The following is a 14,819-nucleotide window of genomic DNA, read 5'->3' on the forward strand; positions in this document are numbered from 1 at the left end:
TTCCTGTAAGTTTTTTCAGGGGATGTCCAAAAAAATGCAAATCTGTGGAGAGATTAAGTCATTTTACGCGTAGTTTATGATAAATGTCTGTATTTCAGTGATTTAAGGCATGTTGCACCAGCGGCAATGATGCAAAGATGAACTGTAAAATAGTTAAAAATTGAATCAGTTAGGTCATTAAAGGGCTTCAGGAGCGGATAGTGGAATCAGTTATGCCAAAGATGATCGTTGTCTTCGTATCTGGATTAATCCTTTGTGTGCCACTTTTAAGCCTGCTTTATTATTTGTTGCCTCACAATTTTTTAAAAGCGCAAAAGAACGCACGCTCCAATCATACAATCCCCGCACGACAAATTGGCGGTATAGCATTGGTGCCAACCATCTTAATTTTGTTGGGATTTTTTTATTCATATATCGGATTGAGCGGCAGGGCTGTTGTGCTGCTTGAAACAAGCGGTTGGCTTTTATGGCTGATAGGGTTGTTGGATGACCGCTACGATATCTCTGTGCGTTTACGCTTAGGGGTGCAGCTGATTAGTGCAGCTCTTGGCATTGCAGCTTTGGGATATGAAACTCCGTTTTTACCCTTTATGCCACTATGGTTGGATCGTGGCTTGCTTGTGCTGGTAATGTTGTATTGGATCAATGTGACCAATTTCATGGATGGTCTGGATTTGATGACAGTCAGTGGCTTGGGAATTCCGGTTCTGTGGATTTCAATTTTTGCCGCTCTTGGCCTGACAGAAGGAAGTAGCGGATATTTTTCAGCACTGATTGCAGGTGCATTGTTAGGTTTTGCTTTTTTTAACTGCCATCCGGCTAAAGTTTTTTTAGGAGATTCCGGTAGCCTTCCGCTTGGTATGTTGAGCTGTTTTGTATTCCTGTCATTTGCCCGTGATACATCGATCTGGCTCGCTCTTATCTTGCCGCTTTATTATGTGCTGGATGCGTCATCAACCATTGTTATGCGTTTGTTTGAAAACGAGAATATCTTTGAGGCGCATTCACGCCATGCATATCAGAAAGCCAGAAGGACAGGTCGCTCTGTTTGGGCGATTATCAGAACTGTCGTCTTTTTAAATGTCGCACTTGGGATAGGCGTATTTTTCGCGCTGATGAAACCGCAACTATGGATAGAGCTTGCAGTTTGCTTGGCTGCTTTGCTTGCCACCAGTTCATTATTGCTGAAGCTCCGAACGACATCACTTTAAAAGCGTATAATAAAAAATCTTTCATGCGCTTAGAGATTTTCTCTAAGCGCATGAAATTATCATTTTTACAGCCTGATGGATCAAGCTCATAGTAAATTTATTCTGATGTCGTTTTTTCTTTGAAGCCTGCGCTATTCATCTTGGCAAAACACCAAACAACAAAAGCTATGGCAGCAACGCCCATTAAATAATACCAGCCCATTTTATGTTCCCTTATATTTTTAAGGTATTTGGCAGTATTATTGGAGAAATGTCTAGTTAATAATTACATCGTCTTTACAGTCATCATAAGGTATGATGCTGAAAAGTAGCTCACGCAAAGTTTCATGATCATTGGTTGTGAGAGCGTGATTTAAGCGATCAAGTGCTTCATAGATATCAATATTTTCTTTCTGTCCCCGTGGCGAGCGCATAATCTTGGGGTGACGTGTGGTTTGGACAAATTGAGGATCATAGAAAAGTTCTTCAAAAAGTTTTTCACCGGGGCGGATGCCAGTCACTTCAATCGCAATATCGCCTTGTGGGTTCTTTTGATCTTTGACAGTGAGGCCGGCAAGCAGAATCATATTTTCTGCAAGTTCTCTGATACGAATGGGTTCGCCCATTTCGAGAAGAATTGTGTCACCTGTTTGTGCCACACCACCAGATTGAATGATGAGTTCTGCGGCTTCTTTGATCGACATGAAATAACGGGTCATTTTTTCATGTGTCAGTGTGACAGGGCCACCTTTGGAAATCTGTTCGCGGAAGAGGGGAACGACAGAACCATTGGAACCTAAAACATTGCCGAAGCGTACTGAATAAAATGAACTTCTCGGATTTGAAACTTTTGCAATCTGCCCGTATTGATAGATAACGAGTTCAGCCCAACGCTTGGTCGCTCCCATTATATTGGTTGGGCGAACGGCTTTGTCTGAAGAAATCAGTACCAGTCTGTCAACTTTGGCAGAAACAGCGGCTTGTGCAACATTGACTGTGCCAATGACATTATTGCGCACACCGACAACCGGATTTTTCTCAACAAGCGGAACATGTTTATAAGCGGCACAATGATAAACGATACTGACGCCGTGATCACGAATGGTTCGTTCAACTTCCGAACGATCCATGACTGTGCCGAGAACAGGAATGATCTCACAAAGATTGAGTGCCTGTAAGTGCCGTTCCACCTCATAAAGTGCAAACTCACTCACTTCGAACAGTACAAGGCGCTTAGGCGCAAGATTGATGATTGCATGGCAAAGTTCTCGCCCGATTGAACCGCCTGCACCTGTCACCATTATGGTTTTGTTATTGACAATTTCGGTTAAAAGCGTTTGATCGGGTGGTACGGGTGAGCGTCCCAACAGATCGTCAATTTCAACATTACGTAAAGCACTGATAATATATTTGCCGGCAGACAGATCGGCAATTGGCGGCAGAATTCTGGTTTTAACAGACTGACGTCCAAGTATATTGGCATATTGACGTCGTTCTGTGGCATTTAAATTTGGGTCGGAAATGACAACCTGATCAATACCATAATTTTCTATCAATGATGGAATGCGATCAGGTGAATAAACGCGCAAGCCCGCGATATCCATCCCGATAGTGGCGGGATTACTGTCAATAAAACCGTAAACTCTCGTTTGCCCATGACTGCGCAATGCCGTGGCAAGTTGGCGGGCAGGGGCGCCGCTGCCAACAATCAGTGCTTTGGCAAAATCTTTATAACTATTGGTTGTACGTTGTAAAATCCATTTCGCACTAAAACGACTGGAGGCAATTAAGACTGTACTGATAAGCCAATATAAAAGTGGCACGGAGCGCGGTGCACCCCGTCCGCCATTAAGTTCTGTTAAAAAAATGACAAATACCCATAGTAAAGCAACAGCGGTACACGCTTGAAAAATAGACCAGATCGCCCGTTCTGGAAGATAACGGATGATCGCTCGGTAAAGACCGTATTTGATAAAAATTGGCAGAGCTAAAGCAGGGACGAGTAAAATTAGAAAAAGTTGTGATTGATTAGGCTGGAAAACGATACCTAATCTTAAAACGAAAGCAGTATATGCGCTGATCAGCAATATTACACAATCAGTTGACGCTAAAATCAGTTGTTTGGTACGGCGTGGTAGCTTTGCTGCTTTTTTACACAAAGCCGTGAAATTACTGCTCAAATCATTCCTCTTAAATATTTAACCCGAACCAAAAGGCTTTTAAGTCTATTAAGTAAATTTTGTGAACGAATGAAAACTTGAGCCCACATACGAATTTTAACTGGAATCTTGTACAATAAGAGCGACTCATTTTCTAGCAATCATCCAACTTAATAATTAAAATGACGATACAAATTTTATATAAAGTTTTAAATTAGTTTTATGGCTAATAAACTTCACGATGGAATATTAGTTTTGATATAAATTCTATGTTGAAAAACAAGGTTTCTATAGTACCGAAACAAACCGTTCGGCAGGTTGTCTTTTAAGCTATCACTGTGCCGCTTCGTAAAGATAACCACTGACTGCCGTCAGAATAGGCGTGTTGTGCTCCACCTGTGGCATCGCTTACAAAAATAATGGAGCCTGCGCCATGCGTTGTGGCAGAGGGTAGGTTTGCAACTGTGGTCGTTCCGGTGCGGATCGGACCATCGACATGCAGGCGGGTTGATGGAAACATGGCACCAATCATAACATTGCCGCTTGTGCGGTCGATGCGCATGGCTTCGCGCCACTGGCCATTATCATCACCCACTTTAACAGAGAAATCTTTGCTTCCGGCCAGCCCCATTTCTGCATGACCTGTCCAATTGGATTGAAACAATAATGAGGCTGTGTCGGCGTCTGTGTTTTTGTTTAATTTCAGCTGGTGGCCATTGCCTGCGTGATTAAATAATGTGGCCTCTGAGGAGACCGTCAGACGGTTCGTTTCATCAGCACTGGCGTGGATACCAAGCATTTCTACGGAGCTTATATCAGAGCTGCCGGTTAATTCTTGCCAGTCATTACCGTTGAAAACAAGCATGTTGCTTTCATTTTTGACATAACAAAGCCAGCCTGTTTGCGGTGTGAAATAATACCAGCTGCCATCAGTAAAGGCAGCAATTTTTTGAGTTTGCAACGCCCAGTCGCCTCCCGCGTCGTCGGGCACAATATAGCGATCGCCTTCTTCTGCCGCGGGGTCTGGATGGGTGTAATCGCGTGCAATAACGGCAAGCTGCACAATAGCATCCAGTATTCGCAAAGCTTCATTATGGGTGACATGTTTTTGCGCTTGGCTTGGCAAAATATAAGGCAGTTTCAAATGGTTGGTTTGTTCCATAAATCATTCTCCTTCATGCAATGATTATTGCATCAAGTGTAATTCAGCTTTGGAACAGGGGGATAGATTTCTTCGTAAATAATCGCTTTTATGATGGGTTTTATACGATCTTCAGGTATAGCTACGGGTGGAATAGAAGTAAGATGGCAAGGTTTACACCGGAAAGACGTCTTTGAAATGGCTTTGGTTTTTGATACTGATTTCACACCGGATTATGGTGTGGCGCATCAAGTGGCACCCAATATTTCCAGATTAACAGTCAATAATCCGAGTGCTTTTACCTTTCACGGCACCAATACTTATATCGTTGGCACCGATCATTTGGCGATTATTGATCCAGGCCCGGAAGATGATGCGCACTTTCAAGCTATTTTGAAAGCGGTCAACGAGCGTCCGGTCAGCCATATTTTTGTCAGTCATACGCACCGTGATCATTCACCATTAGCACAACGTTTGAAGCAGCGCTTTGGTGCGCAAACAGTTGCAGAAGGCGTGCATCGTCCATCACGGGAATACCATCGGGGCGAGGTTAATATGCTGGAAGCGGCAGCGGATACGGATTTTGTGCCTGATATAGCCCTGAAGCATGGCGAGACTTTGAATGGTGATGGATGGGCCCTGACAGGCATTCATACGCCCGGTCATGCGGCAAACCATATGGTATTTGCATTAGAGAACAGTGGTGTGTTGTTTTCAGCTGATCATGTGATGGCGTGGGCAACATCTGTAGTAGCGCCACCGGATGGTTCGATGAGCGATTATATGGCCTCATTGGATGTACTGCTTGAACGCGATGATCAATTATATTTGCCTGGGCATGGTGGTGCTGTAACCAATCCGGCAGCCTTTTTGCGTGGCCTTCGTATGCACCGGAAAATGCGAGAGCGCGCCATTCTGGAGCGCGTAATAACAGGTGACCGAACCATTATGGAAATCGTAAAAGCGATTTACCGCGATATTGATCCACGCCTGCATGGTGCGGCCGCGTTGTCTGTTATGGCGCATATGGAAGATCTGGTTAGCAAAGGGCTTGTGCGCACTGACGGTTATGCCAGCTTGAATGGGATCTATGCGCCATCTTAATATGAGTGATAAAATGTGATGATGTAAAAATCTGTGTTTCGTGGAAAATACGGTGTCCTATCGCTAACTTATAGGGTAAGCACGCCGCTTGGAAGCCGTAATTTAGATTCTGCGGAGATACTAATATGGATCGTAGCCAGTCAGGCGACGTATCAGATAATCATATGGAAACATCCGAGCCGGCTTCTTTGGAGGCTGTCGAGCTTGAATTTGCTTTAGGTGCTCAAGATGTTCTGACAGATGGGTTTGATGTTGCTTTGACCAAAGCGGCAGATGTTGTGCGTGGTAGAGTGCTGTTTAATATGCCGGCAGTCGACACAACGACCGCGCAACGAATTGCAGCTATTGCAATTTTTAATGATATATCTGAACAGGTTTTATTTGTCACTTTACATAATGACGGCATCACCATGTCGTTAAACCCTTTAACCGGTGAAAATAAGGTTTTTGAGGGATTAGGGCGCAATTTTGCTGCAGTCGCTCGTGGACTGGACGGCTTATAATCAATGTTGGGTCGGCTTGGCAGTCAAAACAGAATGGCTGCTTTGGACATCTTTTAGACGCACAAAACGCATTCCGCGCTGTTTTAATTTCAAAATTCCTGTGGCCACACCTTCGCCTGCTTTACGGCTTGGCTGATTGATATGGGCGATGATGACATCGCCGTCACGGGCATTTAAAATTCTTTTTTCTGTTGCGCCGCTCGAAAGTGATGCTCCCATATCGGCATTGAGCGAATATCCGCCAATCTTATAGCCCATTTTCTCAATGTGGCTTATGGCATCGTTGGAATAACGCGCGGTCGCGTCGCGATACCATTGCGGCTGCGGAGCACCGGCAGCTTTAATCGCGTCTGTTCCCCCTTGTACTTCCTTTTCCACCGCTTCTAATGATCCGGCAGTTTTGATGCCATACATGGTTGGAATGGTAGTAATGGCAGGTACATGCTGAGCCCCATGATTTTCAATCTGAAATAAATCCGGATGCGCCAGCATGACTTTCATCGCAGGCTCATTATGCTGCAACCATCGCGCCGTGATGAAAAATGTTGCGGGAATTTTCTCTGCCACCAGCATATTCAAAATACGTAAATCTGTTTTGCCGGAACACGCATCAAGGGTGAGGGCGACTTGTGCACCTTTCGAACCACCCGGTTGAATGAACAAATGCGGCTCGGCCAGATTGTCAGCTTGTGCAGGAGCGCTCAGCACTGTGGCTGCACCCAAATGGGTCAAAAACAATAATCCGGCAAAAACAGGTTTGAACATTTTCGTCCTTTTAAGAGAAAGGAAAAACAGCCGGAAATTGATCCGGCTGTTTTATATCTATTTATTTGACCGAAGCTTGTGCTGCTGCCAAACGGGCAATCGGTACACGGAACGGCGAGCAGGATACATAATCAAGGCCGATCTTTTCGCAAAATGCAATCGATGCCGGATCGCCGCCATGTTCACCACAAATGCCAAGCTTGATTTTCGGACGTGCTGAACGACCGCGCTCGGTTGCAATTTGCACCAGTTCACCAACACCATCCACATCAAGCGAAACGAACGGATCTTGTTCAATCACGCCTTTTTGCTGATAGGCGGTGATGAAAGGTGCTGCATCATCGCGTGAAATACCAAATGTTGTCTGTGTCAGATCGTTGGTGCCGAAGGAGAAAAACTCGGCAGACTGGGCAATGTCTGCTGCACGCAGAGCTGCACGCGGCAGTTCAATCATGGTACCAACCATATAGTCGATTTTAATGCCGGCTTCTTTCATCACGTCTGCGGCAACGGCATCAATGCGGGCTTTGACGAAATCCAACTCGGCTTTGAGACCGACAAGCGGCACCATCACTTCCGGAACAACAGCTTCGCCGGTTTTTTGGGCGGCTTCTACAGCTGCTTCAAAAATCGCACGCGCCTGCATTTCAGCAATTTCCGGATAGGAAATGGCAAGGCGACAACCGCGATGGCCAAGCATCGGGTTAAATTCATGCAGGCTATCACTGCGTTCGCGCAGCAATTCCGGCGATATATCCATCGCAGTTGCCACTTCGGCAATTTCAGTGTCTGTACGTGGCAGGAATTCGTGCAATGGCGGATCAAGCAAACGGATGGTGACCGGCAAACCCTTCATGATTTCAAAAATTTCGGCAAAGTCGGCGCGTTGCATCGGCAGAAGTTTTGCCAAGGCTTTGCGGCGGCCTTCTTCATCATTGGAAAGGATCATCTCGCGCATGGCAAGAATACGTTCGCCTTCAAAGAACATATGCTCGGTGCGGCAAAGCCCGATACCTTCGGCGCCAAAAGAACGGGCGGTGCGGGCATCTGCCGGTGTTTCGGCATTGGCGCGCACTTTCATGCGGCGGGTTTTGTCAGCCCATTCCATCAACTGGCCAAAGTCGCCGGAAAGTTCCGGCTGAAGCATCGCAACCGAACCTTTTAAAATCTGGCCGCTGGCACCATCAATGGTGATGATGTCGCCTTTTTTGAAGGTCTGGCCTGCGGCAAGCATGGTGCCGTTGCGGTAGTCCACACGCACTGAGCCTGCACCCGATACGCATGGCTTGCCCATGCCGCGGGCAACCACAGCCGCGTGGCTTGTCATGCCGCCGCGCGTTGTCAGAATGCCTTCTGCGGCATGCATGCCGTGAATATCTTCCGGGCTGGTTTCAATGCGTACTAGAATGACTTTGCGGCCTTCGGCCTTAGCCTGTTCTGCATCTTCGGACGAGAAAACAATCTCACCGGTTGCGGCACCCGGAGAGGCCGGAAGACCCGCGCCGATAACATGACGGGCGGCTTTGGGGTCAATAGTTGGATGCAAAAGCTGATCAAGTGATGCCGGTTCAATACGCATCACTGCTTCACTCTGCGTGATCAAACCTTCGTCCGCCATTTCTACAGCCATTTTAAGTGCTGCTTTGGCGGTGCGCTTGCCGGAGCGGGTTTGCAGCATCCACAATTTGCCACGCTCGATGGTGAATTCCAGATCCTGCATGTCGCGGTAATGCTGTTCCAGTTTGTCGGCGACGGCGATAAAATCGGCAAAAGCTTCCGGCATAACCTTTTCAAGCGATGGCTTGTCGGAACCAGCGGCAATGCGGGCTTCTTCGGTAATATTTTGTGGTGTGCGGATACCGGCAACCACATCTTCACCCTGAGCATTGACGAGAAACTCGCCATAGAGCTTCTTTTCACCGGTTGAAGGGTTGCGGGTAAAGGCAACGCCGGTGGCGGAGCTGTCACCCATATTGCCGAACACCATAGCCTGTACGTTGACAGCAGTACCCCAGCTTTCCGGAATGGAATGCAGGCGGCGATAGGTGATGGCGCGGGCATTCATCCAGCTGGAGAAAACCGCACCAACGGCGCCGGACAGCTGCTGTTTCGGATCCTGCGGGAAAGGTTTGCCCAGCTCTTCCTCAACGGTAGCTTTATATTTGGCGATGACATCTTTCCAGTCGTCAGCGGTCAAGTCCGTATCGACTTCGGTGCCGAGGCCTGCTTTTTTATCTTCGAGAATTTCTTCAAAGAATGCGTGATCGACGCCCAAAACAACATCAGAATACATCTGGATGAAGCGGCGATAGCTGTCATAGGCAAAACGGGCATCATTGGCTTCACGGGCAATAGCTTCAACAGTTTGATCATTGAGACCAAGATTGAGAACCGTATCCATCATACCAGGCATGGAAGCACGTGAGCCGGAGCGCACAGAAACCAGCAGTGGCTTGTCCATATCACCAAAACGGCGACCGGTAATTCTTGCTACTTCCGCCAAGGAATCTTGAATTTGCTGTTCCAGCTCAGGCGGATAGCTGCGGTCATGCGCGTAATAATAGGTGCAAACTTCGGTCGTGATGGTAAAACCTGGAGGAACCGGCAAGCCAAGGCTGCACATTTCAGCCAAATTCGCTCCTTTACCCCCGAGCAGTTCACGGTCACTTGCCGCGCCTTCTGCTTTTCCATCGCCGAAATTATATACCCATTTAGCCATAACGACCTCCTACATTCGCTCCGGATGCGCCTGATGCTGGTTACTTATGATGCCAAGTAACAATGCGCCTTTTGCTTATGTGATCGTAGCCGCTCGTTCCACGATAAAATGAGCCTCTGCTTGAATAGAATCGATTAAATGGCGCAAATGCCGCAAGAAATAAGCCGCGAGACCAGTGTAATTTAAAAAAACACCAGTATTCGCGGCCCAGCATCAAGGGAATCGCCAAGCGATTCCCTTGATAATTTAATATGGGCTGTCGACATCACCGGCTTCGACATAGACAGTTTTGATCTGGCTGTAATGCTCAAGCGCCGCCAGACCGTTTTCACGGCCGATACCGGAGTTTTTATAGCCGCCAAACGGCACTTCAACCGGTGTCAGATTATAGGCATTGATCCAGCAGGTACCGGCTTTCAATTTGCCGATCACACGGTGGCCGCGCGCCAGATTTTGGGTGAAAACACCAGCAGCCAAACCAAATTCTGAAGCATTGGCGCGGGTAATCACATCTTCTTCATCTTCAAAAGACAAAATGCTCATGACAGGACCAAAAATTTCTTCCTGCGCGATGGTCATATTGTCTTGCACATCAGTGAAGATGGTTGGCTGAATGAAAAATCCATTTTCAAAACCGGTGACGTTGGCCACATCGCCACCATGCACGAGTTTTGCGCCTTCTGCTCTGCCTTGTTCAATGAAAGACAAAACACGGTCTAATTGCGCGCGGCTGACAAGCGGCCCCATCTGGGTTGTTTCATCCAATGGATCACCGATTTTGATTTTGCTAGTGCGTTCAATCAGACGGCTGACAAATTTGTCATGGATATTTTTATGAACAAAAACGCGGGTGCCGTTGGAGCAAACTTGTCCGGTGGAATAGAAATTGCCGAGCATCGCGCCGCCAATGGCGTTTTCAATGTCGGCATCATCAAAGACGATGAGCGGAGATTTGCCGCCCAGTTCCATCGTTGCATGTTTGAGATGGGCACCTGCCTGCGCCATAATCTTGCGGCCTGTCGGCACCGAGCCGGTGAGCGACACTTTTGCGGTTGTAGGATGCTCAATCAGTGCAGCTCCCACATCACCAAAACCTTGCACCACATTGAAAAGACCGGCTGGCAAACCAGCTTCATGGTAAATTTCTGCCAGTGCCAAAGCAGTCAGTGGTGTGTTTTCGGATGGTTTGAAAATGAAAGCATTACCCATGGCAAGCGCTGGGGCGGATTTCCATGTGGCAATCTGGATCGGGTAATTCCATGCGCCGATACCAACACAAACGCCCAAGGCTTCACGTTTTGTGTAAGCAAATGAACCACCCAAATCTACAAAGTCGCCGTTGAAAGTAGCAACCGCACCACCTAAAAACTCTAATGCATCAGCGGCAGAGGCCGCATCTGCCACCAGCGTTTCCTGAATTGCTTTACCGGTATTGAGCGTTTCAAGCCTTGATAGTTCTTCGTTTTTCTCACGCAATAATTGCGCAGCGCGTATTAAAATGCGGCCACGTTCAACCGGCTTTTTTGCCGCCCATTCAATTTGTGCTATCGCCGCACTTTGTAATGCTTGTTCAATAATAGCAGGCGTGGCGCTATGCAGCTTGGCAATCACTTCGCCTGTTGCCGGATAGACGACATTCAATTCGCGCCCGTCACGATCTTCTACGAATTGACCGCCAATGAAATGGGAGGCTTTAGGTTGGGTTTTCATCAAAGAAACTCCTGGTAAAATTAACGGTCTGAAACTTGCCAGCGTGGATTGATCCACGGCTGTTTGTTGGAGCGTGGCAGCATATCGCGTCCCAAAATATGATCCGCGGCTTTTTCACCGGTCATGATCGAAGGGGCATTGAGATTACCATTGGTGATACGTGGAAAAATTGACGAATCCGCGACACGTAAGTTTTCAACGCCAATGACACGGCAGTGAGGGTCAACCACTGCCATTGGATCATCAACTGCACCCATTTTACAAGTACCGCATGGATGGAAAGCGCTTTCGGCATGGTCGCGGATGAAATCATCCAGTTCATCATCCGTTTGCACATGTTTGCCCGGTTGAATTTCCTCGCCACGATATGGATCAAAAGCGTGCTGGCCAAAAATTTCACGGGTGAGGCGGATGCAATGGCGGAAATCTGCCCAGTCATCGGGATGCGACATATAATTAAACTGAATTTTTGGCTTGTCGCGCGGGTCACTTGAGCGAAGCGTAACGCTTCCACGTGATTTGGAGCGCATCGGCCCGACATGCGCCTGAAAGCCGTGGCCTTCGGCTGCAGCTTTGCCGTCATAGCGGATCGCTGCCGGAAGAAAATGATATTGAATATCAGGATAGTCTATACCGGCTTTCGAGCGCAAAAAGGCAGCACTTTCAAAATGGTTGCTGGCACCATCACCGGATTTGAAAAGCAACCATTGAGCGCCGATCATGGCTTTTGAAAACAAATTAAGCTTGGAGTGAAGCGTAATCGGTTGCCTGCAAGATTGCTGGATATAAAGCTCCATATGGTCTTGTAGATTTTGACCGACACCTTGCCGATCAGCAACAACCGGAATGTTGAACTCGGCCAAATGCTCAGCCGGACCGATACCGGAAAGCATCAGCAGCTTGGGTGAGTTGATGGAAGATGCAGCAATAATCACTTCGCGTCTGGCGCGGATGGTGCGGACTGAATTGCCGTTTTCGATCTCGACGCCAGTGGCGCGTTGATTCTCAATGACAACTTTATGGGCCAAGCCTTTGACCAAGGTGACGTTTTTACGTTTCAACGCTGGTTTCAAATAAGCATTGGCGGCAGACCAGCGCCGACCCTGATGGATGGTTTGTTCCATCTGGCCGAAACCTTCTTGCTTCTCGCCATTATAATCATCTGTCAGTTCAAAGCCCGCTTGATGGCCTGCTTGAATAAAGGCTTGATAAAGCGGATTGCGGCTTTTCCCGCGCTGCACATGAAGGGGGCCTTTTTTGCCCCGCCAACCATCTTTATCATTAAAGGCAACTTGTTCCATCTTTTGGAAATAGGGCAGCACATCGGCATAAGACCAACCTTGTGCACCACTTGTCCCCCAATGGTCAAAATCACGAGCATGGCCGCGCACATAAACCATTCCGTTGATGGAAGAGGAGCCACCGATCACTTTGCCGCGTGGGGTGACGAGCTGCCGTCCGTTTAAATAGGGCTCCGGCTCGGTGGAAAAGCGCCAGTCATAGGTCGCCATATTCATCGGAAAAGAAAGGGCAGCAGGCATCTGGATGAGAGGGCCGAAATCAGCGCCACCCGCCTCAATAATAATCACACTATGTTTGCCGTCTTCAGACAAGCGGTAAGCCAATGCGGAACCTGAGGAACCAGAGCCGATAATGACGAAATCTGCTTCTAAATTTGCGGACATAAAATTTAACAACCTGTTGTTTTAACCAAAAGCTGGCTGCTGATGTAATCTTCAACCAGCATGGTTGCAGTTGTCGCTCTTTCTGCATCGGATTTGTTGGTACCAAGGGCATGACGGATATAAAGGCCGTCGATCAGAGCACCAGCGCCTTTAGCGATGTGGTGCGCTTGGTCACGCGATGTCAGAGCGGTTAAATCATGCATCAGATTGGAGTGCAGACGGCTTGCATAAATATTCAGCAGCCGTCGCATATCGTCTGAGCGCTGTGCATGAACGTAAAATGTCAGCCATGCCGCAATCGTGCTGGGGCTGAACTGGGATGGTGAAAAATTCACCTCGATAATTGCTGATAAGCGCGAACGCGGGCTGTCGGCTTGGCGCAAGCCATTGGCGCTTAATATATGCAATTCGCGCAGCAAATGGCGCATAGTCTCAAGGATCAGATGTTCTTTACTGCCGAAATAATGGTGCGCCAGCGCCGATGATACACCTGCTTGTTTTGCAATTTGCGCAACGGTTACATCAAGCGAGCCGCGTTCGCCGATCGTGCGGATAGCAGCACTGATCAGATCGCTTTTGCGTTGTTGTTCCATTCCGATTTTAGGCATCATATTTCCTGTCATCAAAACCTTACTTAAAGCTAATATAGTTTTGATTGACTGATCAATCAATAAAAAATCCAAGCGCATTTTATGGCGCACAACTCCGTCTCCCATAATCTAAGAGGTGCTTTTTGTTTTATTTAAGCGTATGAGCGGCATAAGATTTTTTGCAGTTACAGGAGTGAGATCAGGCTATGGTAAGCAATCCGGTTCTGGTTGAAGTGACACGGGGCAATATTGTTGAAAGCCGACATCGTGGTGCCATGTCGATATTTGATGGCGATGGCCGTCAGGTGTTTTCGATTGGTGATGTCGAGCGTCTGACTTTTCCGCGTTCGGCGATTAAGTCCATTCAGGCGTTGCCGCTGGTGGAATCGGGCGCAGCCGATGCTTTCGGCTTTGAAAATGCCGATCTGGCAATGGCATGTGCCTCGCATTCCGGCGAACCGGAACATGTGGCACGTGCTGAATTGATGCTGAAAAAGGCTGGTCTTGATGCATCAGCATTGGAGTGTGGCAGTCATTGGCCAAGCCAGCAGCCGGTGCTGATTGAGTTGGCAAAATCCGGCAAAGAGCCAACCGCTTTACACAATAACTGCTCCGGCAAACATGCGGGCTTTTTGGCCACTTGCATGCATTGCGGCATGCAAACCAAGGGCTATGTGGCGCAAGGGTCTGAAATTCAAAATGCTGTGCGCGATGTGATGCAGTCCGTCACCGGTGCGAAACACAGCCTTGATCATTGTGGCACGGATGGTTGTTCGATCCCGACTTACGCCATTCCTTTGTCTGATCTGGCGCATGGCTTTGCTAAAATGGCAACAGGCAACGGGCTTGAACCGCAGCGCGCTAAGGCTGCGAAACGCTTAGTAGATGCCTGTATGGCCGAGCCATTTTATGTGGCGGGCAGTAAACGTGCTTGCACCGAATTGATGCAACTGGCACCGGGACGTATTTTTGTCAAAACTGGTGCGGAAGCTGTATTCTGTGGTGCTGTGCCAGAGCTCGGCATTGGCTTCACACTGAAATGCGATGATGGCGGCACACGTGCATCGGAAGCAATGGTAATTTCGCTGCTGTCACGTTTGTTTGCCAAAGATCAGGACTTATCTGAAAAGCTTTCTGCAATGGCAAACAAGGAACTGAAAAACTGGAATGGTATTTCTTTGGGTTATGTACGACCGACTGAACTGATCAGTGCTGCAAATATCATTTAATAAAAATATCAGAGCGGGTTTATA

11 protein-coding genes are annotated in these 14,819 nt (G+C 47.7%); 4 read left to right on the forward strand and 7 right to left on the reverse strand.

What is annotated here, in order from left to right; all coding sequences use genetic code 11:
• Nucleotides 1-200 precede the first annotated feature (200 nt).
• Nucleotides 201-1,211, forward strand: a complete 1,011-nt coding sequence (locus JNC77_RS04755; RefSeq protein ID WP_374829914.1) for an MraY family glycosyltransferase — start codon at nt 201-203, stop codon at nt 1,209-1,211.
• Nucleotides 1,212-1,465: 254 nt separating this feature from the next.
• Here JNC77_RS04755 and JNC77_RS04760 read toward each other — a convergent pair whose 3' ends face one another.
• Together JNC77_RS04760 and JNC77_RS04765 are read right to left on the reverse strand one after the other, a co-directional pair.
• The gene (locus tag JNC77_RS04760) at nt 1,466-3,370 is read right to left on the reverse strand and encodes a polysaccharide biosynthesis protein (RefSeq protein WP_374829916.1); all 1,905 of its coding nucleotides are present in this window, start codon (nt 3,368-3,370) and stop codon (nt 1,466-1,468) included.
• A gap of 304 nt (nt 3,371-3,674) precedes the next feature.
• Nucleotides 3,675-4,511: a DUF2793 domain-containing protein gene (locus JNC77_RS04765; protein ID WP_374829918.1), complete on the reverse strand. Its 837-nt coding sequence runs from the start codon at nt 4,509-4,511 to the stop codon at nt 3,675-3,677.
• A gap of 177 nt (nt 4,512-4,688) precedes the next feature.
• Between JNC77_RS04765 and JNC77_RS04770 the strand changes: the two genes are divergently transcribed.
• Entirely contained in the window at nt 4,689-5,594 is a 906-nt protein-coding gene (locus JNC77_RS04770; RefSeq protein WP_374829920.1) for an MBL fold metallo-hydrolase, read from the forward strand.
• A 125-nt stretch (nt 5,595-5,719) separates the two neighbouring features.
• Nucleotides 5,720-6,097, forward strand: coding sequence for a hypothetical protein (locus JNC77_RS04775; RefSeq protein WP_374829922.1), 378 nt, complete (start codon nt 5,720-5,722; stop codon nt 6,095-6,097).
• On the opposite strand, the gene JNC77_RS04780 is transcribed toward JNC77_RS04775, so the two are convergent.
• The 5 genes from JNC77_RS04780 to betI all read right to left on the reverse strand — a co-directional run bounded on the left by JNC77_RS04780 (nt 6,098) and on the right by betI (nt 13,584).
• A complete protein-coding gene (locus JNC77_RS04780; RefSeq protein WP_374829924.1) occupies nt 6,098-6,862 on the reverse strand; it encodes a polysaccharide deacetylase family protein in 765 nt (254 codons plus the stop codon). It lies immediately after the preceding gene.
• Nucleotides 6,863-6,923: 61 nt separating this feature from the next.
• Nucleotides 6,924-9,581, reverse strand: a complete 2,658-nt coding sequence (gene ppdK, locus JNC77_RS04785) for a pyruvate, phosphate dikinase (RefSeq protein ID WP_374829926.1) — start codon at nt 9,579-9,581, stop codon at nt 6,924-6,926.
• 246 nt (nt 9,582-9,827) lie between these two features.
• Entirely contained in the window at nt 9,828-11,291 is a 1,464-nt protein-coding gene (betB, locus tag JNC77_RS04790; protein ID WP_374829928.1) for a betaine-aldehyde dehydrogenase, read from the reverse strand.
• A 20-nt stretch (nt 11,292-11,311) separates the two neighbouring features.
• Complete coding sequence (betA, locus tag JNC77_RS04795; RefSeq protein WP_374829930.1) at nt 11,312-12,976, reverse strand: choline dehydrogenase; 1,665 nt, start codon at nt 12,974-12,976, stop codon at nt 11,312-11,314.
• A 5-nt stretch (nt 12,977-12,981) separates the two neighbouring features.
• On the reverse strand, nt 12,982-13,584 hold the full coding sequence (gene betI / locus JNC77_RS04800) for a choline-binding transcriptional repressor BetI (protein ID WP_374829932.1): 603 nt from the start codon (nt 13,582-13,584) through the stop codon (nt 12,982-12,984).
• Between the two features lie 188 nt (nt 13,585-13,772).
• On the opposite strand from betI, the gene JNC77_RS04805 reads away from it, so the two are divergent.
• A complete protein-coding gene (locus JNC77_RS04805) occupies nt 13,773-14,795 on the forward strand; it encodes an asparaginase (RefSeq protein ID WP_374829934.1) in 1,023 nt (340 codons plus the stop codon).
• Nucleotides 14,796-14,819: the final 24 nt, after the last annotated feature.

The sequence above is a fragment of the Paenochrobactrum pullorum genome (genome assembly GCF_041929845.1).
GTDB lineage: Bacteria > Pseudomonadota > Alphaproteobacteria > Rhizobiales > Rhizobiaceae > Paenochrobactrum > Paenochrobactrum pullorum.